The following is a 23,795-nucleotide window of genomic DNA, read 5'->3' on the forward strand; positions in this document are numbered from 1 at the left end:
TCAACTCGACGTTAACCAGGGGCAGAACGTCGAGTTGAACACCCCAACGTCGAGTCCAAGCCACGAACGTCGAGTCCCAACAACCCCAGCGCCGTCGGACACAAAAAGGTGCCGGGCAGGAGCCCTCCAACTCCTGCCCGGCACACATTCAGAGGCTGCCAACTAGCCCTGTGACAGCCAAGAGCAGTTTGCCCACCAGCCGGGTGATCCCGTATACGAGTGCGATCAGCGACGTGGCTGATAACGCCAACGCGAACCACGAGATCGGCTCCCTCAAACCGTCTAGCATTCGCGTTTTCCGTTCGGTCTCTTTCCCTGACTGGCCGGGCTCGCTTGAGAGGTGATCTCGCGGCGAAACCTGGGGCCTGCTCATGAATTAATTCTGGCCCCGACCCGTTCGGCGCGTGATCCACCCGATGGCCCTTTCTGTGGCGCGCGTAACTAGCCCGTTTGGGCTACGGGGGTCGTCCCACGGGATGAGTTTCGCGCTGGATATGCTGTCGGCATGTCTTGCCGCCCCCTCCTGGTGCTGCCCGGCCGGTGCAGTGTGGACGACGTTGCCTCCCTTACCACCGCGCTGCTGCCGCTGGTTCGCGCCGGGGTGGACGACGTTGCCTCCCGCCCGGTGCTAGGAGCGGACCGGCGGCGCACCGGCGAGTTGCCGGTGGTGTTCGTGCACGATCCTGCTCTTTCGTCCCGGGAGGTTGTCGGCCTGCGCGAGCGGATCGAGTCCGGGTTGCCCGGGTTGCCCGGTACGGACGTAGTGGTGGCGACTTCGGGTTCCACCGGTGTGCCTCGCCTGGTGGGGCTATCTGCACGTGCGCTGACCCTGTCCTGTCTGGCGACGCTGGAGCATCTGGGTGCTCGGCCCTCGCCGACGCTGCGGCGAGGGCCGAGCCACGCCGAGGGATTCGGCGGGCCGGGCCTGCCCGGCGGGCCGGGAACGGACCCGACCTGCGGCCTTCTCCCCACGCCCACCGGCACGCCTGTGGCGCCGATTGGCTCGGCTCTGGTCAGGACGGGTTCGGGCAGGACGGGGTCAGACAGCTCGCCTTCAGGGAGCCCTGTGGCGGCAGCCTCCGCCACTGCCGCCTCGCTAGCGGACGACATCACCGCCGGCGACGGCGAGGCTGGCGCCGGCTACCGGCAGGTCGGCGCGGGTGACGGGAAGGCTGGCGCCGGCGATGGCTCATTGCACTGGGTGCTCGCGCTGCCCACGTTCCACGTGGCCGGGCTGCTGGTTCTCTGGCGCGCCTTGCTCCAGGGCGCGCGCCCGGCGGTGGTGGACCTGACGGGGGGATTCTCCCCGGCGCTCCTCAGCGCCTGCCTGGGGGCCCTGCCTACGGCCACTGCCGTGGTGTCCCTGGTGCCCACCCAGTTGCAGCGGGTGCTGGAGTCCCGGACGGATTCCTCCGCGCTGTCCAGGGCCAGGACTGTCCTGGTGGGCGGAGCGTCCCTAGCCCCCTCCCTGGCCGCGGCGGCCGCCGCGGCCAGCATCAGCGTCACGACCACCTACGGCATGACGGAGACCTGCGGCGGCTGTGTCTACGGCTCCGTCCCGCTGCCCGGAACCCTGGTGTACGTGGAACCCACCGGCCCGGTCAGCGCCAAAGGCCCGGGCTCCCGGGTCCCGCTGGCCATCGCCCCGGACTCCCCGGCCCCGCCGACCATCACCCCGGCCCCCTCGACTACCCCGGGCGCGGCCGGTAGCGAGCCGGGAGCGCCCGCAGCTGGCGCCGACCACGACGACGCCGTGGTCGGCCGCATCTACCTGCGGCCGCCCGCGTTGGCGGAGGGCTACCTGGGGGAGGCCAAGCTGACCGAGGCGGCCTTTCCCGTCGTCGTCCCCGTGAGTCCGGGCGCCCCCGGGCCGCTGCCGACCAGCCCAGCTACTCCGCCCGCCCCAACCGCACCCGCCTCCGACCGGTGGCACCGCACCGGCGACCTGGGCAGCTGGGACGGCCACCGCCTGCGCGTGCTGGGGCGCGCGGACGGCCTCATAAACACCGGCGGGGAGAAGGTTGCCCCCGCTGCGGTGGAGGAAGCCCTGCTGGCCACTGGGCTAGTTGCCGGCGCCTGCGTGGTGGGCGTGCCGGACGAGCGCTGGGGCCAGGCGGTGGTCGCCCTCGTCTCACCAGCGGCCCCGACCCCCACCGCAGCCCCTCTGCCCGCAGACCAAGCTGCCGCCCTAGAGCGGCAACTGGTGGCCGCCGCGCGATCGTGGCCGGCGGCTTGGCGGCCCAAGCGCATCGTCGTCCGGCCGGAGCTACCCCTGCTGCCCGGCGGGAAGACGGACAGGGCGGCCTGCAGGGAACTGGCCGCCGCGCAGGGACGCGCCGCCCCGCCCAGCGCGACTCGGGACGGCGGCGGGCAATAGCCGCCGCACGCCCGCGAGGGCATCTGAGTCCGGCGCGCTGCTGCTCGGCGGAAGGAGAGCCCGCCTGGCGTCTCGGTGGAGGGATAGACCGCCTGCCGCCCCGGCGGAAAGATAGCCCCCTCGCCGCCAGGGGAGGCAAGCAGCACCGGGGGCGCGAGCCACTCGCGCAGAGGGTGTCGGCGACCGATCGAACGCCGCGCGCCGCCCACGTCCTCGCCACCCGCGTCCTCGCCGACCATGTCCCCGCCGCGCCCCGCCCAGGTCCCCGCCGCCCAAGTCCTCGCCACCGCGGCCGAGCGGCCTAGACTGGCCCGGTCAATGAGGAGGAGAGATGGCTAACCTTGGGCTCTGGATTCAGGGCGCCCGGCTTCGCACCCTGCCGCTGGCGTTGGCCCCGGCCCTGCTTGCAAACGGAGCGGCCTACTTCAGCACGCTGAGCACCGCGTACATCGAGGGCCACGGTGCGCCCGCCAACAGGCTCACCCCCGCCCTGGCCCCCTCCGCGCCCGGGCTGCCCGGCCCCGCAGCGCCCGGCCAGGACTACAGCCAGCCCTACTTTTGGGCCGTGGCCGCGCTGACCACGCTGGTGGCCCTGGCCCTCACCGTGGGCGTGAACTTCGCCAACGACTACAGCGACGGCGTGCGCGGCACCGACGACGTGCGCCTTGGCCCCGCCCGCCTCACCGGCGGCGGGCTGGCCCGCCCCGAAAAGGTCAGGGCCGCCGCCTTCGTCTCCTTCGGCGTGGCGGCGGCTGCGGGCCTGGCGGTAGTGGCGCTCTCCGGGCACTGGTGGCTGCTGTCCCTGGGCGTGGCCGCGATCGCTGCAGCCTGGTTCTACACGGGCGGCAAGCGCCCCTACGGCTACGCCGGCCTGGGCGAGGTGGCCGTCTTCATCTTCTTCGGTCTGGTGGCCGTGCTGGGCATCCTCTACGTGCAGCGCGACTACCTGGTGGCCGGTGACCTGTGGCTCGCCCTGCCGATGGGCGCCTACGCCTGCGCGGTGCTGATGGTGAACAACATCCGCGACATCGCCACGGACACCACCGCCGGCAAGCACACCCTGGCCGTCCGCCTCGGCACGCGCGGTGCCCGCTGGGCCTTCACCGCCCTGCTGGCCGTCCCGCCCCTTGCCGCCGTCATGACCGCGCCGTTCAGCACCGCCTTCCCTTTCGCGGTCCTGCTGGCCCTGGCGGCCGCCGTCATCGCCCTGCCCGTGCTGCGAGGCGCGCAGGGACGCGACCTGATCACCGCCCTGCAGCGCGCCTCCGCCCTCACCCTGGCCTACTCCGCCACATGGGTGCTCCTGTGGGTGTTCGCCGCGCTGTAACGGCGCCTTAACGCCTAGGCTTGGGCCATGCCTCGCATCGTGCTTTACCTGCTTCCCCTGGTCCTGACCATCTACGCCCTGGTAGACGTGGCCCGCACCGAGGACGAACGCGTAGGTGGCATCCCCCGCCTGGTCTGGTTCATCGTGGTGGCCCTAGTGCAGCCGGCCATCGGTGCGATCGTCTGGCTGGTGGTCACCAAGGCGATGCCGCGCATCCAAGCCGAGCGCGACTCCCGCGACCGCAGCGGCTCCCCCGCCGGCGCCTCCCTGGGCGCGCTGGTGGGCTTCCAGCGCCGCCACGAGGACGAGGCGCCCGCACAGCTCGCCCCCGACGACGACCCCGAGTTCCTCTTCCGCCTCAAGGCCGAGGAGCTGCGCCGCCGCCGCGCCGCCCAGGACGCCGCCAAGAAGGAGCAGGCCCGCCGCGACCTGCTGCGCCCGCGCGGTCAGGCCGGGACGGACGACGCTGCCGCCGGCCCCACCCATCAGGATCCCGCTGCGAGCGGCGGCCACAACGAAGCCGGCGCCCCCGACGACCAGGACGGTCAGGGGGGCGCCGACAAGAGCTAGGAGGCGGGAGGAACGTCGTCCCCCTAGCCCTTACCCGGACTGGCCGGTGTTCAACGCCGCACCGGAACGGCCCGGCACCATGTCGCTGGCCTGCGCCACCAGCTCGGCGGCCGGCTCCCAATAAGACAGCCCCACCAGGCGCCTGCCCTCGAACGTCAAAGAGGTGAGCGAGGCCAGCGCGCACTGCCGCTTGCGCGGATCGTGGGCAAGCCAGCGCTTCTCCAGGAACAGGCGCGTGGCCCAAATCGGCAGCTGGTGGGAGACCAGCAGGGCCTCACCGCCCTCCACCTGCCCCAGCACGTCCCGCACCACTGCGGTCACGCGCTGCGCCTGCTCCCGGTAGCTCTCCCCCCAGGAAGGCTTGAACGGGTTGCGGTAGTACCACCAGTAGCGGGGGTTGGCCAACACCGCGCGGGACCGATTGACCGGCAGCCCCTCCAACAGGTTTCCCGCCTCAATCAGGCGCGGATCGGCCTGCAAAGGCACCCCGAAAGCGTGGGCCGTGGGGGTGGCCGTCTCCTCGGCCCGCTCCAACGGCGAGTGAATCACGGCGCGAATGTCGTGGCCGCCGGCCACAAGGACGTCGGCCACCTGCTGCGCCATCGCCTCCCCCCGCTGGGACAGGTGGTAGCCCGGCGCCCGGCCGTACAGCACACCCTCCGGGTTAAACACCTCGCCGTGACGCATCAAATGAACAACAGTGCGGGCCATGACCGCCTCCTAACTCCGCTTCGGGGCGCACACGCCCGGCACCAAGGCCTCCATGATCTGCGCCAACTGCACCAGCTGCTCCGCAGTGAGCCGCTCCACCAGGCGCTCGTGCACCGCGCGCAGGTGCACCGGCGCCACCTCCGTCAGGTACTCCGCGCCCCGCCGCGTCAACACCGCGATCACCCCGCGCCCGTCGTTCTTGCAAGACACGCGCGTCACCAGTCCCCGCGCCTCCAGGCGATTGACCGTGTTCGTCAGGCGCGAGCGAGAAAAAGACACCAGGTCGGCCAGCTCCGCCATCCGGCGCCGGTGCCCCTCGGCATCCACCAAGGTCACCAGCACCTCGTACTCGCCCAGCGTGATGCCGCAGTTGGCCTCCAGGTTCCTGTTCAGATCGTCGTAGAGCGCCAGGGAGCCGTGCAGCAGCCCACGCCAGGCCGTGTACTCGGCCTCAGAGAAGTGCCAGTGTCCCTCCACCGCGCTCGGATCCAGACCGAAAGCAACCTGGTGGGCCTGGCACTGCTCCTCCGTGTGCTCCCACGGCAGCAGGTCGGCAGCGTCCAGCCCCTCGCCAGAAACACCGCGTGAAACGTTCCTAGTCCCCACCGGCACACCCCGCTTCCATCACACCCTTGGCAGTCTATCCCGTAGACCTACCCCACCAACTGGGACAAAAGCAAAGGGCCCGGCAAAATGCCGGGCCCTAAGAGCTCACTTCTTGTTGCGACGCTGGTGACGGGTCTTGCGAAGCAGCTTGCGGTGCTTCTTCTTCGCCATGCGCTTGCGGCGCTTCTTAATGACGGATCCCATTCGTACCCTCCTTCGATAGGCCAGGTGGCAAGTCGCGCGCAGCGATGCCACACGCCTGATGCGCGATCATACCGGGAAACACCCACCCGAAGCCAAAATTAGCGGCGTTGCGTCAAGCACTTAGCGCCACTGCCCCCTAACGTCGAAGACGAGTATGCTCACGCGTGCCCCGGCTCTCGCCCCCAAAACCGCAAAATGGCGGCGCGGCAGCGCACGGGGCGGCAGTGCGGCAACGTCGGCCCCTCAGCCGGCCCGCCCGCACAACGGCGGAAAGGAGGTATCGGTGCGCAAAAGAATCAAGACGCTGACCAGGCGCACCCGCGATTTCATCGACGACGTCGCGCGCACCTCCCCCGCCCGCATGACCCTGGGCGTCTTCGCCACCGTCATCACCATCTCCACCCTGCTGCTGTGGACCCCCTGGGCCACCCGGCACGGGCACCGCCCGCCCTTCATCGACGCGCTCTTCGTGTCCACCTCCGCCGTCTCCGTCACCGGCCTCACTACCGTCGACACGGTGGAGTACTGGTCGCGCTTTGGCCAAACCGTCATCATGCTCTCCATGATGGTGGGCGGCCTGGGAGTCATCACACTGTCCTCCATCCTCAGCCTGGCGGTCTCCCGCCACATCGGCCTCACCCAGCGGCTCCTGTTTGCCTCCGAGGCCAGCTCCAGCCGCTTGGGGGAAGTGGGAGCCTTGGTCAGGGTGGTACTGATTGCCTCCTTGGCAGTGCAGTCGATCTGGTTCGTCTCCCTGTTCATACACTTCCAGGCGCTAGGCCACCCCACTGGCGATTCCGCGTTCTTCGCCGCATTCATGGCCGCGTCCTTCTTCAACAACGCGGGATTCTCCATCCTGCCGGAGGGATTAGAGGCCTACGTGGGAGACTGGGGAATGACCATCCCGCTGGTGCTAGGCACCAGCATGGGAGCCATCGGATTCCCCGTCCTCCTGGACGTGCTTCCCCGCTGGCGCACCCCCCGGAAGTGGGCCCTGCACTCCAAAATCACCATCACCTTCTTCCTCAGCCTCAGTGCGCTGGGAGGATTGGGCGTCTGGTTCCTGGAGCGCGACAACCCGGCCTCGTTTGGCAATCTGACCTGGAACGAGGCAATCCAGGCCGCCCTGGTCTCCGGCTTCAACGCACACACGCTAGGACTTTCCACCGTGCCGGTGGAGGACATGGATTCCGCCACCTGGCTGCTGCAAGACGCCATCATGTTCGTGGGAGGTGGCTCTGCCTCCACCGCCGGCGGTATCAAGGTCACCACGCTGGCGGTCCTCATCTTCGCTATCGTGGCCGAAGCGCGAGGAGACAGGGACATAGAGGCATTTGGGCGCCGCATTCCGCCCTCCACCGTCCGCCTGGCCGTGTCCGTGGCCCTCATGGGCGCCCTCCTGGTGGGCACCGCCACCCTGACCCTGCTCATCCTCACTCCATTCAGCATGGACATGATGCTCTACGAGGCCATCTCTGCCTTCTCCACCACCGGTCTGTCCACCGGTCGCACCGGGCAACTGCCCACCTCCGGTAAGGCGGTGCTTGTAGCCCTCATGTATCTGGGCCGTACGGGCACCATGACCTTGGCTGCGGCATTGGCAATGCGTCAACGCCGCCGCGTGGTGCGGATGCCAGAGGAAGCCCCGCTCATCGGTTAATGCGCGCCCGGAGGCGGACTACTGGGCTTGGCGGCGTCCGCTCTGCGGCTTGCCGCTTTCGCCGCCCACTGGTGCAGGTAACTTTCGCCGCGCCGCGCCGTGCGCCACAATTGCAGCGTGACCCGCGCTGCGGGCTCACCCCACCACTCTAGGAAGGCAGGCAGCCGTGGCAGACAAGGCACCCGGCTCGGGCACCCTCGTAATCGGACTGGGCCGTTTTGGCTCCGCCGTGGCCGTGACACTTGACCGCCTGGGGCGGGAGGTGTTCGCGGTGGAGCGCGACCCCGCCAAGGTGCAGAAGTGGTCGGGGCGCCTGGCCCTTGCCGAGGCCGACGCCACCAACCTGGAGGCCCTGGAACAGCTGGGTGCCCGTGAGTTCGCCTCAGCCGTGGTCGGGGTGGGGTCGTCGCTGGAGGCCTCCGTGCTCACCACCGCCAACCTGGTGGACCTGGGCATCGGCTCGATCTGGGCCAAGGCAACCAGCCGGGAACACGGCCGGATCCTCAAGCGCATCGGCGCCCACCACGTGGTCTACCCCGAGTACGACGCCGGCCAGCGCGCCGCCCACCTGGTCTCCGGGCGCATGCTGGACTACATCGAGATGCAGCGCGAGGGCTTCTCCATCGTCAAGATGCGCCCACCGCGTGAAACGCACGGTTTCACGCTCGCGCAGTCGCAGATTCGCACCAAGTACGGCGTGACCGTGCTGGGCGTGATGAGCCCCGGCGAGCCCTTCGAGTACGCCTCCAAGGACACGATGATCCAGCCCAACGACGTCATCATCGTCTCCGGGGACGCCTCTCTCCTGGAGGCTTTCGCGGCCCGCCCGTGAGCGTACCCTCGGGCTGGGTCAATCCGCCCGGCCGGTAGCAAGCCCCTGCCTGCGCCCCATCCGCGCGGCAGGGGTTTGCCTGCGGCCCCTCGCCCGGCGCCGTAACCCCGAGCGCACAAGAGCGAGTTCGGGGTACATCCGACCGACCGGTGCCATGGCACCAAGCGGTCACATGTACCCCGTTGCAGCATTTGCGAGCCTGGGGGCCAGGGCCGTGCGACCGTCATCCACGACGAGCCACATTCGCCGCCCGGAGTTCCAATCTCCCCTTCCCTTCCTCCGATAACCTGGAAGATGAAGGGAGGTAGCTCACATGTTCCGCTCGCACAATTCGAGACGAGTTCTTACCGGCATAGCGCTCCTGGCGCTTGTCCCCCTCTCGCTTTCCTCCTGTGGCAAGGGCTCCGAGGCCCGGCCCGACGGGGAAGGCCACACCACCCCACCCGCTGCTTCCGCTGCGGCTCCCACACAGACCGACAGCCCAGCAGCCACCGCTCCCGGTGAGGAGAGTCCTGCCCCACCGGCACCAACCGACCATGCGCCACCGGCCCTCACGCGAACACCTGAGGCACCACCGGCTCCGCAGCCCACAGCGGCGCCCGCGCCTGTGTTCGACATTCCCCCGGCCGCCCAGCCGCCCCAGTCGATCCACAACCCTGACGGTGTAGCCGTGGCGATCATCGTTTCCCCGTCCGGGAACATCTGCTGCGACATGTTTAAGGACTCCGCCCTCTACTGCGTCGTCAGCTCTTGGAGCACGGACAAGCCCTACGGACTGGATGACCTGGGACGTCCCGTCATGCAGGTGTCGCTAGAGGAGGACGGCTCGCTCTACGCCTCCGGGCGCGGCGACGCGCCCGCCTGCGCCGGCCTCTACGGCACCGCACCACAGGTGCTCGGCTACGGGCAGAGCGTCAGGTACGGCGACAGCGTCTGCCGCTCCGCAGAGACCGGCATGTCCTGCTGGAACACGGTGTACAAGAAGGGCTTCACCGTGAACCGGGACGGCTGGACTGAGATCAAGTAACCGGCCCCTGGCCCGGGTCACACGAAGCGGTCAATGACCGTGACCTGGGCCAGGCGGTCTAGGCCGTCGTGCACCGCCCGGGCGCGCAGCGGCCCCACCCCGTCCACCGTGAGCAGGTCCTCCTCGCTGGCCGCGAGGATGGCGGGCAGCGGCCCGAGCTGGGCGATGATGGAGTCCGCGACCACCGACGGCACCCGCGGGATGCGGGCCAGCATGCGGTGACCGCGCGGGGTGACCGGCAGGTCCAGCCCGAGCCCCTGCGGGTCCTTCCACCCGAGCGCCCGCGCGACGATGCTGAAGTCCACCAGCTCGGAGGAGTTCAGCCAAGTCAGGTGGGACTCGGCGGCACCCAGCTCGCTCGGGTAGGCGACGTAGTCGCGCAGCACCAGGGAGCGGTCCCTGGAGACGCCCCGGTTGAGCTCGTCGAGCTGCAGGGCGACCAGGCGGCCGTCCGTGCCGAGCTCCGCCACGTAGTCGTCGATCTCCGCAGCGATTCGACGCACCATCTCCAGGCGCTGCAGCACCACGGCCACGTCGCGGATGGTGACCATGTCCGTGAACTCCAGGGCGGTCAGGGCCCTGGAGACCTCCTCCAGGCGGGTGGTGTAGCGCTCCAGGGTGGCGATCGCCTGGTTGGCGCGCCCCAGGATGGCGGTGGAGGATTCCAGCACGTGCCGTTCGGCGCCCAGGAACAGGGCGACCACCTCCATGGACTTGGAGACCGTGATGACCGGCAGGCCGGTCTGGCGCGCCACGCGGGCGGCGGTGCGGTGGCGCATGCCCGTCTCGGTGGTGGGGATGGCGGTGTCAGGCGTGAGCTGCACGTTGGCTCGCACGATCCGCCCGCGGGAGTGGTCCACCACCACGGCACCGTCCATCTTGGCCAACTCGCGCAGGCGGGTGGCGGAGAACTCCACGTCCAGCTCGATGCCGTCGGAGCACAGCTGCGCCACCTGCTCGTTCCAGCCCAGGACGATCAGCGCGCCCGTCCGGCCGCGCAGGATGCGCTCCAAGCCGTCCCTGACCTCGGTGCCAGGCGCGACGGCGCGCAGCGCCTCCTTCATGATCAGTGCACCCGCGTGCTCGCTCACCCTCTGCCTGCCCCCTTCCCAAAACACTGCGGTAAAGCCTATGGCCGACGCCCCGCCGGCCGCCCTTCGGCACGGTTACGATTCCGCATCCACCGCCCCAAACCCCTCGTCACATTCCCTGCGGGACCTGCCGACTAGGCCCCGGACCGGCCCTGCCGACTAGGCCCCGCACCGGCCCTGCCGACTAGGCCCCGGACCGGTCAGCGCGCGCGGGCCAGCCCCACCTGCGCGGCGGCGTCGGCCAGGGTGCCCACCTCCACCACGTGGCGCTGGTGGGCACGGGCCACCTTGGCGGCGGTGCCGGCGGGCACCAGGATGCGCTGCTGCCCCAGCCGCACGCCCTCGGCCACCCGCTGGGCGATCATGGGCACGGGGCGCACCTCCCCGGCGAGCGTGACCTCGCCGATCGCCCCGGTGCCGGCGGGCAGGGCGACCTCCCGGGCGGCGGACATCACGGCCAGGCAGACGGCCAGATCCGCCGCCGGGTCGCGCAGGCTGATCCCACCCACGGTGGCCAGGAACAGGTCCTTGTCTCCCAGCCGCAGCCGGCCGGTGCGTTCGGAGACGGCCACGAGCATCGCGCAGCGGGAGGAGTCCAGCCCGGAGACTCCCCGGCGCGGGTTGGGGACGGTGGAGGCCACCGTGAGTGCCTGCACCTCCGCCAGCAGCGGGCGGCGGCCCTCCACGGTGACGGTGAGGCACACCCCCGGCCCGGCCTGCCCGTTCTGGGACCTGAAGAGCGCGGAGGGATCGGGCACCTCCTCCAGCCCCGCGTCGGTCTGCTCGAAGCAGGCCACCTCGTCGGCCGGACCGTAGCGGTTCTTCACGGTGCGCAGCAGGCGCAGGGAGGTGTGCCGGTCCCCGTCCAGGGAGAGCGTGGTGTCCACGACGTGCTCCAACGCGCGCGGCCCGGCCACCACCGATTCCTTGGTTACTTGCCCCACCAGGCAAAGCGGTACCCCGAGTTCCTTGGCCACCCGGGTGAGGGATTGGGCCACGGCCATCACCTGAGCCACTCCCCCGGCGCGGCCTTCCACCTGCGCCGAGGCGATGGTCTGCACCGAGTCCACGATCACCAGTTCCAGGCCCGCAGTGTCCGTGATGAGACCGATCACGGCACCGAGCTCGGTCTCGTCGCTGAGCAGCAGCCCCGGGCAGTTCGCGCCTATCCGGCGGGCGCGCACGGCGATCTGCTCCACCGATTCCTCGCCGCTGACGTAGAGGACGCTGCCGCCGGAGGTGGCGCACACGGAGTTGGCCACCGTGAGCAGCAGGGTGGACTTGCCCGCGCCAGGTTCGCCGCTGAGCAGCAGAACCTGGCCGGGCACCAGGCCCCCGCCCACCACGCGGTCGAACTCCGGGCAGTCGGTGCTGAGCCTGGTGGCGGGTCCGGCCAGGATCACCTCCGTGACCGGCTTGGCGGGTTGGCGTGGGGCGCTGACCTTGACGGGCGCCTGCCCGCCTGCGGAGAGCGCCGCTGGGGCGGCCTCCTGCGCGATGGTGCCGAACTCGCCGCACCGGGCGCACCGCCCGGTCCACTTGACGGGCTTGGCGCCGCAGGCGGAGCACCGGTACTGCGTAGCGTTTCTTGCCATGCCCTCACGTTAGCGCCCGCCACCAACATTGGTTGCTCGCCTCCGCTCGGGCCGGTTCCTGCCTGGGATAGCCGACCCGCCGGCCTTGCACCGGCGCCACCGCCCAACGCGCGCTGCCCGCACTGGTACCGGCAGCCGCGCCGGCGCTACTCCAGTACCAGCACGTGCTGGCCGCCGATCTTCTCTCCGCCCAGCATGAGCTGGACCACGTAGGTGCCGGGCCGGGACTCGCCCGCCGGGGCGCAGCCCTCTGCCCGCACCACGCCGTCCCAGGACAGGCTGCCCTTCCAGCTATCCCCGGCCTTGAGCAGCAGCTGCTTGGTGGGGGGCTGCTCCCCGGCGCACACCAGCGTGTTGATGATCGTCTCTTGCCCGGAGGTGATCACCATGCCCAGCGTGCCGGGGCCGGCCTGCACCAGGCAGGGCAGCGCGGAGGTGGTGGAGACCGCCAGTTCAACGGTGATCGGCTTGCCGGCCGCAGCGGTGGCGGGGATGGCCGGTTCTATCCGCACCTCCTGCGCGGGGCAGGCGACCGGCGTGGGGATGGTCGAGGGCTTGGGTAGGGGATCGCCCTGGAGCTGCTTGACCAGCATGGGCACCGCTAGGAGGGCGATCAGCAGGATCAGCACGATGACGGTGAGCACCGAGGCGAGCCGCCTCCAGTTGGTGGCAAACCACTGGCCTAGAGCCGAGGCGAACGGAGTTGCCCGCCGCAGCGTGGGCTGCACGGCTGGACGACGCCCCGCCGGCCGCCCCGAGCCCTCGCCCGCCCCGCGTTGGTGGCCGCGAGACTGGACGCTCGGGCGAGCGGCGGGGGTAGGCCGCCTGGCGGCCTGGCCCGTGCCGGCCGCACCGGCCGGTGGGCGCGCCGGCGCCTGCCGGCCGGGAGTCGCGCCCCGCTGGGCTGCGCCGGTCGAGCCTGCGCGCTCACCGTGGGCGTGCGCAGGGCCCCTGCCCGCGGCACCTGCCGCCCCGCGTGGGAAAGCCGCCTGCCCGGTACCCGTCCGGCCGGCCCACTGGCCGCCTGCGGCCGGGCGCGGTGGGCGGCCGGCCCGCCCCGCCGCGCCGCTGGCCCAACTGCCGTCGCTGTTGGGCCGGCGCGGGCCGCGCCCGCCGGGCTTGCCGAACGGGGAACGTGGTGGGGTGGGCTCCTGCATACCCTCGACGTTACGGGTTGGCCCCGAGGGAGGGCGGCTAGACGCGCCGGGACTTAGCTGGGAGCCGAGGCCGCCGGGTCTGCGCCCCGGCTGGAGTCGGTGCCCTCGTCATCGTCGTCCAGGAGGCACCAGCGTTCCACCACCAGCCCGCTCACCACCAGGAACACGGACGCGGCGGCGCAGGCGGCCGCGTAGAGCGCCTGCTCGCGCGGGTAGGGGGCGGACAGGTGCGGTAGGGCGGCCACCAGGTGCGCCGCGAAGTAGCCCAGCAGGCCGCTGCCCAGGTAGGCGCAGGCGAAGGCCAACGCCACCACCCGGGCCGCCGCCACGCCGGTCAGGGCGCGCTTGCCGTCCCGGCGGCGCACCTGCCGCCCGACGCCCAGGGTCACCACCCCGGTGATGAACAACGGCACCGCCGTCACCCACAGCACGGGCGGGGCAAGCACCCCCATGCGGTCTGCGGCCAGCAGCATCGCCAGGGCGACGATGAACACTGCCCCCGCCACCTGCAGGAGGGTGACCAGTCTTAGCCTCTGCATGGCGCCGAGCCGCTACTGCCCCAGCACCTGGTCCCAGGAGGGCTTGGCCTCCCAGTCATCGTTACCCGCCTCGGCGCCGTCAGCGCCTAACAGCGGGGGCGCCGGCGGGGCCGGCGGCAGCGGCGCGATGTCCCCCACCTCCGGCGGCGGAGCCGGGGCGGGAACCGGCGGCACGTCTGCCTGTTGGGCGGCAGCGTCGTTGGCCAGTTCCAGGTCGGCGGCCGCGCCGTAGCCCGCCTTCTCCGCCAGGGTCTGGGTGACCTCAGCTGTGCGCCCGGTGGGCGCGAAGGAGGGCGGCATGGTGGCCGGGGCGTCCACGTACTCGGCCTCCCCCAGCAGGAAGGCGGGATCGAAGGGGTGCGCCCCATCCGCCTGCTCGCCGGGCTCGGGGACCGGGGCGGGGGCAACGTCGGCGGCGGCTTCGCCCGCCCCTGCGGGGAGCTCAGCGTCCCGCTCCTGCCCGGCGGGCGCCGGGGTGGGCCAGCCGGACTCGTCGATCCGCACCGGTGTCTCCAGCGCCGGCACGTCGCTCGGGTCGGGGGCCGGCACCTCCCAGCTCGCCTGGGGCGGCGCGGGCGCCTCCTCCTGGGGCTCGGGGGCGGTGACGGGAACGAAGATCGGCTCGAAGGGGTGGGCGTCCAGCGGGCCAGGCTCGTGCGCGGCCTCCTGGCCGCCCTCCTCTTGCGCGGACGCGAGCACGGGCTGCCCGGCCGGGGCGGCCAGCGCGGACAGGTCCACCACCGGCGCGAAGGCCGGCAGTTCGGCTCCGAATCCTGCCTGGTCCTCGCCCTCGGCCTGCCACTGCTCCGCGTCACCGGCCTCGCCAGCCTGGTCTCCGGTCGGCTCCTCCTGGCCGGGCCAGGCTTCCTGCGCGCCCTCGCCCTGTTCGCCTGCCACCACGGGCTCGAACACCACGGCAGCGCCAGGCTCGCCCTCCTCGCCGCCAGCCGTCTCCTCCCCCACGGCCTCGGCGGCGCCGAAGGGCGACTCGGTGATGGGGAAGTCTGCTACGGGGGTGTGGGCGAGCTCGGCCTGCTCCGGCTCGAAGCCGGCCGCCTCTGCGGCGGGGGCCTGGTCGGTGTGCTCGGCGGGCGCCTGGTGGGCCGGCTCGACCGGTGCCCAGCCGGCGGCTTCCTCCACCTCGGGCTCGACCGGCGCGCCGCCCTGCTCCGTGCCCGGTTCGGCGGCCGGTTCGGCGGCCGGCGCGGCGAGGGTGGGCCACTCCTCGATCACCTGCAGGATCTGGGCGTGCCCGGCCCGCTCGCTCAACTCGGCTGCGGTGAGGGCCTGGTCGGCCAGACGGCCCTGCGGGGCGATGAGCGCCCACGGGTAGAGCACGAAGGCGCGCTCGGCGGCGCGCGGGTGGGGCAGCGTCAGCTCAGGGTCTGCGCTGACCACGCCCTGGTAGTCCACCAGGTCCAGGTCCAGCGTGCGCGCACCCCAGCGCTCCTGGCGCACCCGCCCGAACTCGTCCTCCACCGCGTGGAGGGCCGCCAGCAGGGCGGCCGGGGCGAGCGTGGTGGCACCCGTGAGCACGGCGTTGTAGTAGTTGGGCTGGTCCTCCTGGCCGGGCGCCAGCGCGGGGGCGGTGACCACCAGCGGGGAGACCTGCTCCACGCTCAGCCCCTCCAGGCCGCGCAGCCTGTCCACGGCGCGAGCCAGCGTGCCGGCCGGGTCACCCAGGTTGGCGCCCAGGGCGATGACCACCGCCGCCTGGCCCTGCGGCGCGGCGTGCAGGTCCGCCGCCGGGGCGGCCTCCTCCGGTTCTGCCGCCTGGACCTCGCCGGGCGCCGGCCACCGCAGGTCGGCCTCCCCCTCCGGCGCGAACACCGAGGCGCTCGCGGGGGCCAGGTCGCCGCCCGCAGCGGCAGCCCCGGCAGCCCCGGTGGCTGCGGCTGCGCCGGCCAGTATGGCGCCCGCGCCGGCGGTGAGGCCTGCGGAGACGTCGGCCGACTCGCCGCCCGACTCGCCCAGCGTCTGGCCGCCGCCTGAACCCGCCTCGTCGCCCTCGGCGCCCTCGACGCCACCCTGGGGGGCGGCCTCGGGGGCGAAGCGGCCGGCGGGCACGTCGGCCACCGCGTCGATAGCGGCGGGCAGACTCGCCTCCTCCTGCTCGGCGGGGGCGGAGAGGTTGCGGCGGTAGATGGTGACGGCCACGTCGTCGAAGGGCACGCTCAGGGGCGCCTCGGGCTTGTGGATGGTCACCTCGACGGCGTGGACGCGCTCGTCGCGCAGGGCCACGGCGGCCACGCGGGAGGCCAGCGTCTCGATCAGGTTGACCGGCTGGCCGGCCAGGATGGCCACGACCGCCTCGCTGACGGCGCCGTAGTCCACCGTCTCGGCGAGCTCGTCGGAGCGGGCGGCGGCGCGGGTGTCCACCTCCAGCACCAGGTCGGCCACGAACAGCTGGCCCTCCTCGCGCTCCTGCTCGAACACGCCGTGGAAGCCCCGGGCACTGATGCCCTTAAGAGTGATGCGATCGGACCTGCGCTGCATTTGCCCCTCCTTTTCCCTTACCGATTATTCCTGCCAGCAAACGTGCGCGGAGGTCTTTGCCGGCCCGCGCGCCCTATTTGTCTTGTGTTTCAGCCGCCCGGTGGGTGTGGTTGGACGACGCTGCCGCCCGCCGCCACCCACGCTGCGGCCACCGCGCGCGCGTCGCGGGAGTATGCGACATTGTGCACGCGCACCGCCCAGGCGCCGGCCAGTGCGGCCAGGGCGGTGGTGGTGGCGGTGGCCACGTCCCGCCCGGTGGGCCCCTGGTCGGCCTCTCCCAGTGCGGCGGCCAGGAGGCGCTTGCGGGAGGTGCCGATCAGGAGCGGGTAGCCCAGCTCCAGCAGGGTGGGGGTGTGGGCCAGGAGCGTCCAGGACTGCGCCGCGTCCTTGGCGAAGCCGATGCCGGGGTCCAGGACCAGGCGGTCGGCCTGCCCGCCCGCGGCCAGGTAGCGCTCGACGGCGGCGGCCAGCTCTCCCCTCACGTCTGCTACCACGTCGGTGTAGGTGGCCTGCGAGTCCATGGTCTGCGGGGTGCCGCGCATGTGCTGGCACAGGTAGATCGGGGCCGCCCCGGTGGGCAGGCGCAGCGCCGCCACCGTGGCGTGCATGCGCGGGTCGGCGCCGCCGGTGACGTCGTTGACCATGACCGCGCCGGCCGCGACCGCAGCGGCGGCGACCTCGGCGCGGAAGGTGTCCACGCTGACGGGCACGCCGGGCAGCTCGCGGGCCAGCGCCGCGATAACGGGCACCACGCGCTCGGCCTCCTCGGCGGCAGCCACCGGGGCGGCACCGGGCCGGGTCGAGTAGCCGCCCACGTCCAGGATCTGCGCGCCCTGGTCCACCAGGGCGCGCGAGTGCGCCACGGCGGCGGCCACGCTCGTGAAGCGCCCGCCGTCCGAGAACGAATCGGGGGTCACGTTGACCACCCCCATCAGCAGGGGAAGCTGGGCCGCTCCGGGTGCGCCGCCGAGGAGCTCGGCGGCGAGGCTGGCGCCGCGGCGGGCCGCCGCCGCGGCGCCGCTCGGGCCGGGGCCGGCCTGTGCGCCGGCCGGCTCCGGGAGCGCTGCTGTGGGGAGCCCTAGCGGGTCGGTCACGCCCGCCCGCCCTGGATCAGGCTCATCGCCTCGGCGCGGGTGGCGGCGTTGCGCAGCTGCCCGCGCACGGCGGAGGTGATGGTGCGCGCCCCGGGCTTGGCCACGCCGCGCATGGACATGCACATGTGCTCGGCCTCGAGCACCACGATCACGCCCTGGGCGCCCAGGCGTTCCACCAGGGCGTCTGCCACCTGGGAGGTGATGCGCTCTTGCACCTGCGGGCGGCGGGCGAAGCCCTCCACGACGCGCGCCAGCTTGGACAGGCCGGTCACGCGACCGTCCGGGCCGGGGATGTAGCCCACGTGCGCCTGCCCGTGGAAGGGCAGCAGGTGGTGCTCGCAGGTGGAGTAGAACGGGATGTCCCGCACGATCACGAGCTCCTCGTGGCCGATGTCGAACACCGCCTCCAGGTGGCGGGCCGGGTCCTGCTCCAGCCCGCCGAACAGCTCCCGGTAGGCCCGGGCCATCCGGGCCGGGGTGTCCCGCAGCCCCTCGCGGTCCGGGTCCTCCCCCACCGCGACCAGCAGGTCGCGGATCGCCCGCTCCACCGCGGCGGCGTCGTACTGACCGGAGTGCTTGGCCCGCCTTGCCTTGCGGCCGGTGGACTGCGCCGCCTGCTGGGCGTGCTCGGTCGCGCGCGCCTCGACGGCCCGGGCGCCGCGCGGCTTCTTCTCGCCGCCCTCGCCCGCCGCGCGGGACGTGGACTGGCCGGGGCCGGTCACCTGGGACTGGGCGGCCTCCTGCGCCGCCTGGCGCAACTGCCGCCGCGTCACCGGGCCACCTCGCCATTGCCGACGCCGTCGGCGCCCGTACCGGCGCCGGCCGCGCCCGTACCCGGGCCGTCGCTACCCGCGCCGTCAGTACCCGCACCGTCGGCGGCAGGGGCGGGCTGAAGCGGTATCTCCGCCGTCACGGCCTCCCCGGAGTCGGCGTAACCGCCGCCCGGCACCGCCGGCCCCTGCGGGGCGGCCGGCTCGCTCGCTGCGGCCAGGGCGGCAGCGTCGGCCACCTTGCCCAGGCGCTCACCGGGCGAGGCAACCGCAGGCCCGCTCGGCACGCGGTCGGCGGCGATAGACCACTGCTCGCGCGGGGCGCGCTTGACCACCGGCGCGAACACCTCGCGCAGGTCGCCCTCCAGCAGCGTCTCGCGCTCCAACAGGGCCGCCGCCAGGGCGTCCAGCACGTCGCGGTACTGGGTGAGGATCTCCCAGGCCTCGGCGTGGGCCGCGTCCATGAGGGCGCGCACCTCGGCGTCCACCTGGGCGGCCACCGCATCGCTGTAGTCGCGCCCCTGCCCGCCAAAGAACCTCGCGTTCTGCTCCGGCTCGCCCAGCTTCACCAGGCCCACCGAGGCGGACATGCCGTAGTGGGTGACCATCTTGCGGGCCGTGGCCGTGGCCTTCTCCAGGTCGTTGGAGGCGCCGGTGGTCGGGTCGTGGAACACCAGCTCCTCCGCCACGCGCCCACCCAGGGCGTAAACCAGCTTGTCCAGCAGCTCGTTGCGGGTGGTGGAGTAGCGGTCCTCGGTGGGCAGCACCATCGTGTAGCCCAGCGCCCGGCCGCGCGGCAGGATCGTCACCTTCGTCACCGGGTCCGTGTAGCGCAGGGCCGCGGCCGCCAGGGCGTGGCCGGCCTCGTGATAGGCGGTGATCCGCTTCTCCACGTCGTTCATCACGCGGGTGCGCTTCTGCGGGCCCGCCATGACCCGGTCGATGGCCTCGTCCAGGGCCCGGTTGTCGATCAGCTGCGCGTTGGAGCGGGCGGTCAGCAAGGCGGCCTCGTTGAGCACGTTGGCCAGGTCCGCGCCCGTGAAGCCCGGGGTGCGCTTGGCCAGCGCCTTCAGGTCCACGTCCGGGGTGAGCGGCTTGCCCTTGGCGTGCACCGCCAAGATCGCCTCGCGGCCCTTGAGCTCCGGGGCCTCCACCGCGATCTGGCGATCGAAGCGGCCCGGGCGCAGCAGTGCCGGGTCCAGCACCTCGGGCCGGTTGGTCGCTGCGATGACGATCACGTTGGCGTTGTCGTCGAAGCCGTCCATCTCCACCAGCAGCTGGTTGAGGGTCTGGTCGTGCTCCTCGCCGCTGCCGGACAGGCCGGAACCGCGCGAGCGCCCGATCGCATCGATCTCGTCAACGAAGATGATCGCCGGGGCGTTGTCCTTGGCCTGCTCGAACAGGTCGCGCATGCGGGAGGCGCCCACGCCCACGTAGAGCTCCACGAACTCCGAACCGCTCATGGAGTAGAAGGGGGCGCCCACCTCTCCGGCCACGGCGCGCGCCAGCAGGGTCTTACCGGTACCGGGCGGACCGTAGAGCAGCACGCCCTTGGGGATGCGCGCGCCCACGGCCTGGAACTTGCGCGGGTCGGCCAGGAACTCGCGGATCTCCTGCAGCTCCTCGATGGCCTCGTCCACGCCCGCCACATCAGTGAACCGGACCGGCGGGTTTTCCTTGTTGTACTTCTTCGCCTTGGACTTGCCAAAGCCGCCCATCCGCCCGGACTGCATCCGGGTGGACAGGAACCAGAAGGCGCCCACCAGCAGCAAGATCGGCAGGAAGATGGACAGCAGGCTGAGGTACCACGGGGAGGTGGGGACCACGGAGTTGTAGCCGTACTTACCGACGTTCTTCAGCAGCCCCGCCACCTGGTCGGCCTGCGCGTCCACGTACGTGAACTGCACCTGCTTGCCGACGTTCTTCTCCTTGGTGGCCTTGGAGGAGGGCGGCGCCGTGAAGTCCTCGGTCAGGTCCAGCCGCACGGTCTGGATGCCCTCGGTGACCACGGCACGCTCCACGGTCTTGCCAGCCATCAGCTCCAGGCCGGAGGAGGTGTCGATCTCCTTGTACGGGCTACCAAAGACGTAGGCAACCGAACCGAACATCACAACACCCGCCACCACAATCATTAACAGGCGGGCGTTGAAGAACTGCGCGGGCTTCTTCTTTTCGGACATATACCTGGGCTTCCCTCTAGTTACAGGTATCAGCACCGTAGCCGATAGTGCTGGGGGGCGCCTGAGAGTTTCGCGTAGGGCAGTGGCGGCGCCCGGCCGGTGCCACTGCCCGCAGTCGGGCAACGGGAAAGGGCGGCGGGGCGGTGTTCCCGCCGCGCCGCCCCTGCCCGGTTTTCCGGGTTAGCCCTCTGCGCCGTAGACGTGAGGGGCCAGGGTGCCGATGAACGGCAGGGTGCGGTACTTCTCCGCGTAGTCCAGGCCGTAGCCGACCACGAACTCGGTGGGGATGTCGAAGCCCACGTACTTGGCGTCCACCTCCACCTTGGCGGCCTCGGGCTTGCGCACCATGGTGGCGATCTCCACGGTGGCGGCGCCGCGGGTGCGCAGGTTGGCCTGCAGCCAGGACAGGGTCAGGCCGGAGTCGATGATGTCCTCCACGATCAGGACGTGCTTGCCCGTGATGTCGGAGTCCAGGTCCTTCAGGATGCGCACCACACCGGAGGACTTGGTGCCCGAGCCGTAGGAGGACACCGCCATCCAGTCCATCTGCACGGGGGTGTGGAGCTTGCGGGAGAGGTCCGCCATCACCATGATGGCGCCGCGCAGCACGCCCACCAGCAGGATCTCGCGGCCCGCGTAGTCCGCGTCGATCTGCGCGGCCATCTCGGTCAGTCGTTCCTGGATCTGCTCTTCCGTGACCAGGATGCTCTTCAGGTCATTGCCCATGTCGCTGCTGTCCAACTTGCCCTCCGTGGTTGCGCGGTGCCGTCAAGGAAATCTTGCCACGATTGCGCACCGGTCAGGCCCGCCCGGCGTTACGGCCCGTTTTTCCGCCAGATTCTGAGCGCGGGCCCGCTGCGGTGGGCGCGCACGTTTGCTGGCAGGTGTGTTTCCTTTTGCCCCCGGTAGCTGGTGACGAGCGCGTCGAGGGCGTCGATGTGGCTGGCGTTGATGGCGCTGGGCTCCCACCCCGCCTCCTGCCCGGCCAGGTGGAGCGCGCGGGTGCGCAGCGCCCGTGGCGCGCCGGCCAGGATGGCGCAGTCCAGGCGGATTTCGCCGCCCTGGTTGGCCGACGCTCCGCCCGCCGCCTCGCCACCCCGGCCGCCCTCCCGGTGGGCGTTGGTGGCCGACGTCGCCGCCGCGCCGCCCCCTGCCTGCGAGGCCAGCGCCGGCCCGCCGCCGGGGAGGAGGGCCTCCCGGTAGAGGCGGGCGGCCAGCAGGTCCAGGGCCTCCAGGTCCGCCCGGGCCTGGGCGGCGGTGCGGGCCAGCGCGGGGATCGGGTCCGTCCCCAGCGCCGCGGCCAGGGCCGGCAGGGCGCGCTCGCGCACGGCCGCGCGACGCAGGGCGCTGCCGTCGGCGGCCCGCCAGGGCCCGTCGGCCCGGTTGGAGGGGTCGCGCACGTAGTGCGTGCCGAAGGCCGCGCAGGCGGCCTCCGTCTGGGCCCGGCGCAGCCCCAGCAGTGGGCGCAGGATGACCGCGCCGGCCAGCTCGGCGCGCGGGGAGATGCCGGCCACCGCCCGCAGCCCGGCGCCCCGGGCCAGGGCCAGGAGCACCTGCTCGGCCTGGTCGTCCGCGGTGTGCCCCAGCAGCAGGAAGTCGCCCGCCTCCAGGTGGCGCGCGTATGCCTCGCGCCGCGCCGCGCGCGCCCCGGCCTCCGGTCCGCCCGGCCGGCGCCGGCCATCCCGGCCCACCCGGGCGTCCACGCCCACCCGCAGCAGCGGCAGTCCCAGCTGCTCGCACACCCCAGCCACGAAGTCACCCTCCGCGCCCGACTCGGGCCGCAGCCCGTGATCCACGTGCAGCGCGCGGGCCGCGCCGCGCAGGTCCTCACGCGCCCCGCCCGGGCGCACCAGCTCCCCCACCGCGAGCAGCAGCGCCAGGGAATCGGCGCCCCCGGAGCAGGCCACCAGGATCCGGGCGCCGGGCGGAACGTCGTCCAGGCATCGCCTCACCGCGCCCAGGGCGGGCAGCGCGCCGGGGCCGGGAGGGCTGCAAAGGGCCGGCACGGGCGGCTACTGCTCGGAGATGGCGTAGATGAGCGCGTCGATCTCCAGGCGCGCCCCCCACAGGCCGCCCTCGGCGAAGCCGTCAGAGATGATCGCGAAATCGAGCGGGCGGCCCGACTTGGTCACCAGCGTGCCGGACAGCGAGGCCACGTTGGATAGCGAACCGGTCTTGCCGCGCAGCAGCGGCGTGTCCTCCAGGTAGCGCCGCCCCAGCGTGCCGTCCACCGAGGCGAAGGCCAGGGCGGAGTCGAAGAGCTGCAGCTGCGGGTAGCGCTGCGAGCCGCGCGCCACCTGCAACACGCTCACCAGCGTGCGCGGGGAGACCTTGGAGACGTCGGACAGGCCGGAGCAGTCGTTCATCACCAGGCCCTCGGTGTCCACCCCGACTTCGGTGAGGAACTCCCGCACCGCCTCCGTGGCCCCCTGGAACGTGGCAGGCTTGCCGGCCGCCACCGCCACCAGACGGCACTCCACCTCGGTGGAGGTGTTGTTGGACTCCTTCAGGGACCGGCTGACCAGCTCGTAGACGGGGGCGGACTCCACCGCCGCCAGGCCCACGGCCTCCTGCGGGGTGGCCGCCCGCTCCAGCTCCCCCTCGACCGCGATACCGGCCGCCTCCAGGTGCCCCCGGAAGGTCTGGGCCGCCGCGAGCGCCGGGTCGTCGTAGTAGCCCACCTCGGGCTCGAAGGTGCCGTTCATGGCGATCGGCACCACCTTGCCCACGTAGTCCTCGCTGCCCTCCCAGTTCGGGTTGAAGGCGTCGGAGGCGGGAAAGAGCGTGTCGTCCAGCGCCAGGTGCACCGAGGAGAGGCCCTTGGCCTTTAGCGCCGCAGCGGTGGAACGGGCCAGGTCGCCCAGGCCGGCGCGCCCGCTGACCCCGTACGGGTTGCCGGCGTCCGGGGCCAGGTAGATGTCGCCGCCGCCGCGCAGGTAGACGGTCTGCCCCTCGATGAGGGTGGCGGTCTCCAGGCGCTTGCCGCCACCCACGCGGCCCAGCACGGCGATGCCCGCCAGGGTCTTCATGGTGGAGGCCGGGGTGAGGGCCTGGCCCGCGTTGTGCTGCGCCACCACCTCCCCGGTGACGGCGTCAGAGATCAGGACCGCGGTGGCGGCGGGCGGCACCACGCGCACTGTGGGGGCCGGGGTGGCCCCGCCCTCCGCCGCCGGCTCCTCGGTGACCTCCTGGCGCGCGAACAGCTGCGCGCCCGCGAAGTCGGCCACCGCGGACTCGATCGCGGCCACGGAATCGGCGCCCAGGGGCGGGCCGATCTCCTGGCCCCGCGCGTTGACCCCCACCGCGAGGGAGGGCAACGTAGGCGGCGGCGCGGCGGCCGCGCGCGGCTCCTGCGTGGTCAGCATTCCGGGCGCCACGTCCAAGACGTCCAACACCACGTATCCCACCGACGCTGAGACCAACGCCGCCGTCAAGCCTGCGGCAACCCAAGCGGATTTCTCCAAAGCTCACGCCTCTCTTTATGCTGAGCTGTTCTGCCCTCCGTGTAAGGATAGGACAATAGTTGTAGTCCGCTTCGTAGCCAGAGAAGGGAAGCAGC

The 23,795-nt window shown here is 72.1% G+C and carries 21 protein-coding genes; 6 read left to right on the forward strand and 15 right to left on the reverse strand.

All coding sequences use genetic code 11. The features are described from left to right. Positions 1–148 precede the first annotated feature (148 nt). Positions 149–373, reverse strand: a complete 225-nt coding sequence (locus ABYF38_RS03805) for a hypothetical protein (RefSeq protein ID WP_371152817.1) — start codon at positions 371–373, stop codon at positions 149–151. A 132-nt stretch (positions 374–505) separates the two neighbouring features. Between ABYF38_RS03805 and ABYF38_RS03810 the strand changes: the two genes are divergently transcribed. The 3 genes from ABYF38_RS03810 (at position 506) to ABYF38_RS03820 (ending at position 4,274) form a co-directional block, all read left to right on the forward strand. After that, positions 506–2,377: an AMP-binding protein gene (locus ABYF38_RS03810; RefSeq protein WP_371152818.1), complete on the forward strand. Its 1,872-nt coding sequence runs from the start codon at positions 506–508 to the stop codon at positions 2,375–2,377. A 331-nt stretch (positions 2,378–2,708) separates the two neighbouring features. After that, positions 2,709–3,704: a 1,4-dihydroxy-2-naphthoate polyprenyltransferase gene (locus tag ABYF38_RS03815; RefSeq protein WP_371152819.1), complete on the forward strand. Its 996-nt coding sequence runs from the start codon at positions 2,709–2,711 to the stop codon at positions 3,702–3,704. 27 nt (positions 3,705–3,731) lie between these two features. Continuing rightward, the gene (locus ABYF38_RS03820; protein WP_371152820.1) at positions 3,732–4,274 is read left to right on the forward strand and encodes a PLDc N-terminal domain-containing protein; all 543 of its coding nucleotides are present in this window, start codon (positions 3,732–3,734) and stop codon (positions 4,272–4,274) included. Positions 4,275–4,304: 30 nt separating this feature from the next. On the opposite strand, the gene ABYF38_RS03825 is transcribed toward ABYF38_RS03820, so the two are convergent. The 3 genes from ABYF38_RS03825 to ABYF38_RS03835 form a co-directional block, all read right to left on the reverse strand. After that, positions 4,305–4,985 carry a histidine phosphatase family protein gene (locus ABYF38_RS03825; protein ID WP_371152821.1) on the reverse strand — a complete coding sequence of 227 codons (681 nt, stop codon included), beginning with the start codon at positions 4,983–4,985 and terminating at the stop codon, positions 4,305–4,307. Between the two features lie 9 nt (positions 4,986–4,994). Then, positions 4,995–5,591 (reverse strand): MarR family winged helix-turn-helix transcriptional regulator, encoded by a 597-nt coding sequence (locus ABYF38_RS03830; protein WP_371152822.1) that lies wholly within the window; start codon positions 5,589–5,591, stop codon positions 4,995–4,997. A gap of 105 nt (positions 5,592–5,696) precedes the next feature. Then, on the reverse strand, positions 5,697–5,795 hold the full coding sequence (locus ABYF38_RS03835; protein WP_003792170.1) for a 30S ribosomal protein bS22: 99 nt from the start codon (positions 5,793–5,795) through the stop codon (positions 5,697–5,699). Between the two features lie 283 nt (positions 5,796–6,078). On the opposite strand from ABYF38_RS03835, the gene ABYF38_RS03840 reads away from it, so the two are divergent. From ABYF38_RS03840 to ABYF38_RS03850, 3 genes are all read left to right on the forward strand, one after another. Then, on the forward strand, positions 6,079–7,455 hold the full coding sequence (locus ABYF38_RS03840; protein ID WP_371152824.1) for a TrkH family potassium uptake protein: 1,377 nt from the start codon (positions 6,079–6,081) through the stop codon (positions 7,453–7,455). A gap of 166 nt (positions 7,456–7,621) precedes the next feature. Beyond that, positions 7,622–8,287, forward strand: a complete 666-nt coding sequence (locus ABYF38_RS03845) for a potassium channel family protein (protein WP_371152825.1) — start codon at positions 7,622–7,624, stop codon at positions 8,285–8,287. 670 nt (positions 8,288–8,957) lie between these two features. Beyond that, positions 8,958–9,314 carry a hypothetical protein gene (locus ABYF38_RS03850; RefSeq protein ID WP_371152826.1) on the forward strand — a complete coding sequence of 119 codons (357 nt, stop codon included), beginning with the start codon at positions 8,958–8,960 and terminating at the stop codon, positions 9,312–9,314. A 17-nt stretch (positions 9,315–9,331) separates the two neighbouring features. On the opposite strand, the gene disA is transcribed toward ABYF38_RS03850, so the two are convergent. The 11 genes from disA to dacB all read right to left on the reverse strand — a co-directional run bounded on the left by disA (position 9,332) and on the right by dacB (position 23,700). After that, positions 9,332–10,405 carry a DNA integrity scanning diadenylate cyclase DisA gene (gene disA, locus ABYF38_RS03855; RefSeq protein WP_371152827.1) on the reverse strand — a complete coding sequence of 358 codons (1,074 nt, stop codon included), beginning with the start codon at positions 10,403–10,405 and terminating at the stop codon, positions 9,332–9,334. 200 nt (positions 10,406–10,605) lie between these two features. Further along, positions 10,606–12,000: a DNA repair protein RadA gene (gene radA, locus ABYF38_RS03860; RefSeq protein ID WP_371152829.1), complete on the reverse strand. Its 1,395-nt coding sequence runs from the start codon at positions 11,998–12,000 to the stop codon at positions 10,606–10,608. A 146-nt stretch (positions 12,001–12,146) separates the two neighbouring features. Continuing rightward, complete coding sequence (locus tag ABYF38_RS03865) at positions 12,147–12,728, reverse strand: hypothetical protein (protein WP_371152830.1); 582 nt, start codon at positions 12,726–12,728, stop codon at positions 12,147–12,149. Positions 12,729–13,210: 482 nt separating this feature from the next. Further along, positions 13,211–13,696, reverse strand: a complete 486-nt coding sequence (locus tag ABYF38_RS03870; protein ID WP_371152831.1) for a DUF3180 domain-containing protein — start codon at positions 13,694–13,696, stop codon at positions 13,211–13,213. Between the two features lie 12 nt (positions 13,697–13,708). Further along, positions 13,709–16,192 carry a 2-amino-4-hydroxy-6-hydroxymethyldihydropteridine diphosphokinase gene (gene folK / locus ABYF38_RS03875; RefSeq protein ID WP_371152832.1) on the reverse strand — a complete coding sequence of 828 codons (2,484 nt, stop codon included), beginning with the start codon at positions 16,190–16,192 and terminating at the stop codon, positions 13,709–13,711. A gap of 89 nt (positions 16,193–16,281) precedes the next feature. Further along, on the reverse strand, positions 16,282–17,286 hold the full coding sequence (gene folP, locus ABYF38_RS03880; RefSeq protein WP_371152833.1) for a dihydropteroate synthase: 1,005 nt from the start codon (positions 17,284–17,286) through the stop codon (positions 16,282–16,284). Beyond that, positions 17,283–18,059, reverse strand: coding sequence for a GTP cyclohydrolase I FolE (gene folE, locus ABYF38_RS03885; protein ID WP_420492506.1), 777 nt, complete (start codon positions 18,057–18,059; stop codon positions 17,283–17,285). The genes folP and folE overlap by 4 nt, the downstream gene beginning before the upstream one ends. Then, positions 18,056–20,236, reverse strand: a complete 2,181-nt coding sequence (gene ftsH / locus ABYF38_RS03890; RefSeq protein WP_371152834.1) for an ATP-dependent zinc metalloprotease FtsH — start codon at positions 20,234–20,236, stop codon at positions 18,056–18,058. Before ftsH ends, folE begins: the two co-directional genes overlap by 4 nt. Before the next feature lie 180 nt (positions 20,237–20,416). Next, the gene (gene hpt, locus ABYF38_RS03895; RefSeq protein ID WP_371152835.1) at positions 20,417–20,977 is read right to left on the reverse strand and encodes a hypoxanthine phosphoribosyltransferase; all 561 of its coding nucleotides are present in this window, start codon (positions 20,975–20,977) and stop codon (positions 20,417–20,419) included. 74 nt (positions 20,978–21,051) lie between these two features. Beyond that, positions 21,052–22,242, reverse strand: coding sequence for a tRNA lysidine(34) synthetase TilS (gene tilS / locus ABYF38_RS03900; RefSeq protein WP_371152836.1), 1,191 nt, complete (start codon positions 22,240–22,242; stop codon positions 21,052–21,054). A gap of 6 nt (positions 22,243–22,248) precedes the next feature. After that, on the reverse strand, positions 22,249–23,700 hold the full coding sequence (gene dacB / locus ABYF38_RS03905) for a D-alanyl-D-alanine carboxypeptidase/D-alanyl-D-alanine-endopeptidase (RefSeq protein WP_371152837.1): 1,452 nt from the start codon (positions 23,698–23,700) through the stop codon (positions 22,249–22,251). Positions 23,701–23,795: the final 95 nt, after the last annotated feature.

This window comes from Buchananella sp. 14KM1171 (assembly GCF_041380365.1).
In the GTDB taxonomy this organism is placed as follows: domain Bacteria; phylum Actinomycetota; class Actinomycetes; order Actinomycetales; family Actinomycetaceae; genus Buchananella; species Buchananella felis.

Excerpts from the sequence above, each read along its gene's own strand:
- ABYF38_RS03805 (WP_371152817.1), bottom strand. The coding sequence starts at position 373 with ATGAGCAGGCCCCAGGTTTCGCCGCGAGATCACCTCTCAAGCGAGCCC.
- ABYF38_RS03810 (WP_371152818.1), top strand. The coding sequence starts at position 506 with ATGTCTTGCCGCCCCCTCCTGGTGCTGCCCGGCCGGTGCAGTGTGGAC.
- ABYF38_RS03815 (WP_371152819.1), top strand. The coding sequence starts at position 2,709 with ATGGCTAACCTTGGGCTCTGGATTCAGGGCGCCCGGCTTCGCACCCTG.
- ABYF38_RS03820 (WP_371152820.1), top strand. The coding sequence starts at position 3,732 with ATGCCTCGCATCGTGCTTTACCTGCTTCCCCTGGTCCTGACCATCTAC.
- ABYF38_RS03825 (WP_371152821.1), bottom strand. The coding sequence starts at position 4,985 with ATGGCCCGCACTGTTGTTCATTTGATGCGTCACGGCGAGGTGTTTAAC.
- ABYF38_RS03835 (WP_003792170.1), bottom strand. The coding sequence starts at position 5,795 with ATGGGATCCGTCATTAAGAAGCGCCGCAAGCGCATGGCGAAGAAGAAG.
- radA (WP_371152829.1), bottom strand. The coding sequence starts at position 12,000 with ATGGCAAGAAACGCTACGCAGTACCGGTGCTCCGCCTGCGGCGCCAAG.
- ABYF38_RS03870 (WP_371152831.1), bottom strand. The coding sequence starts at position 13,696 with ATGCAGAGGCTAAGACTGGTCACCCTCCTGCAGGTGGCGGGGGCAGTG.
- folK (WP_371152832.1), bottom strand. The coding sequence starts at position 16,192 with ATGCAGCGCAGGTCCGATCGCATCACTCTTAAGGGCATCAGTGCCCGG.
- ftsH (WP_371152834.1), bottom strand. The coding sequence starts at position 20,236 with ATGTCCGAAAAGAAGAAGCCCGCGCAGTTCTTCAACGCCCGCCTGTTA.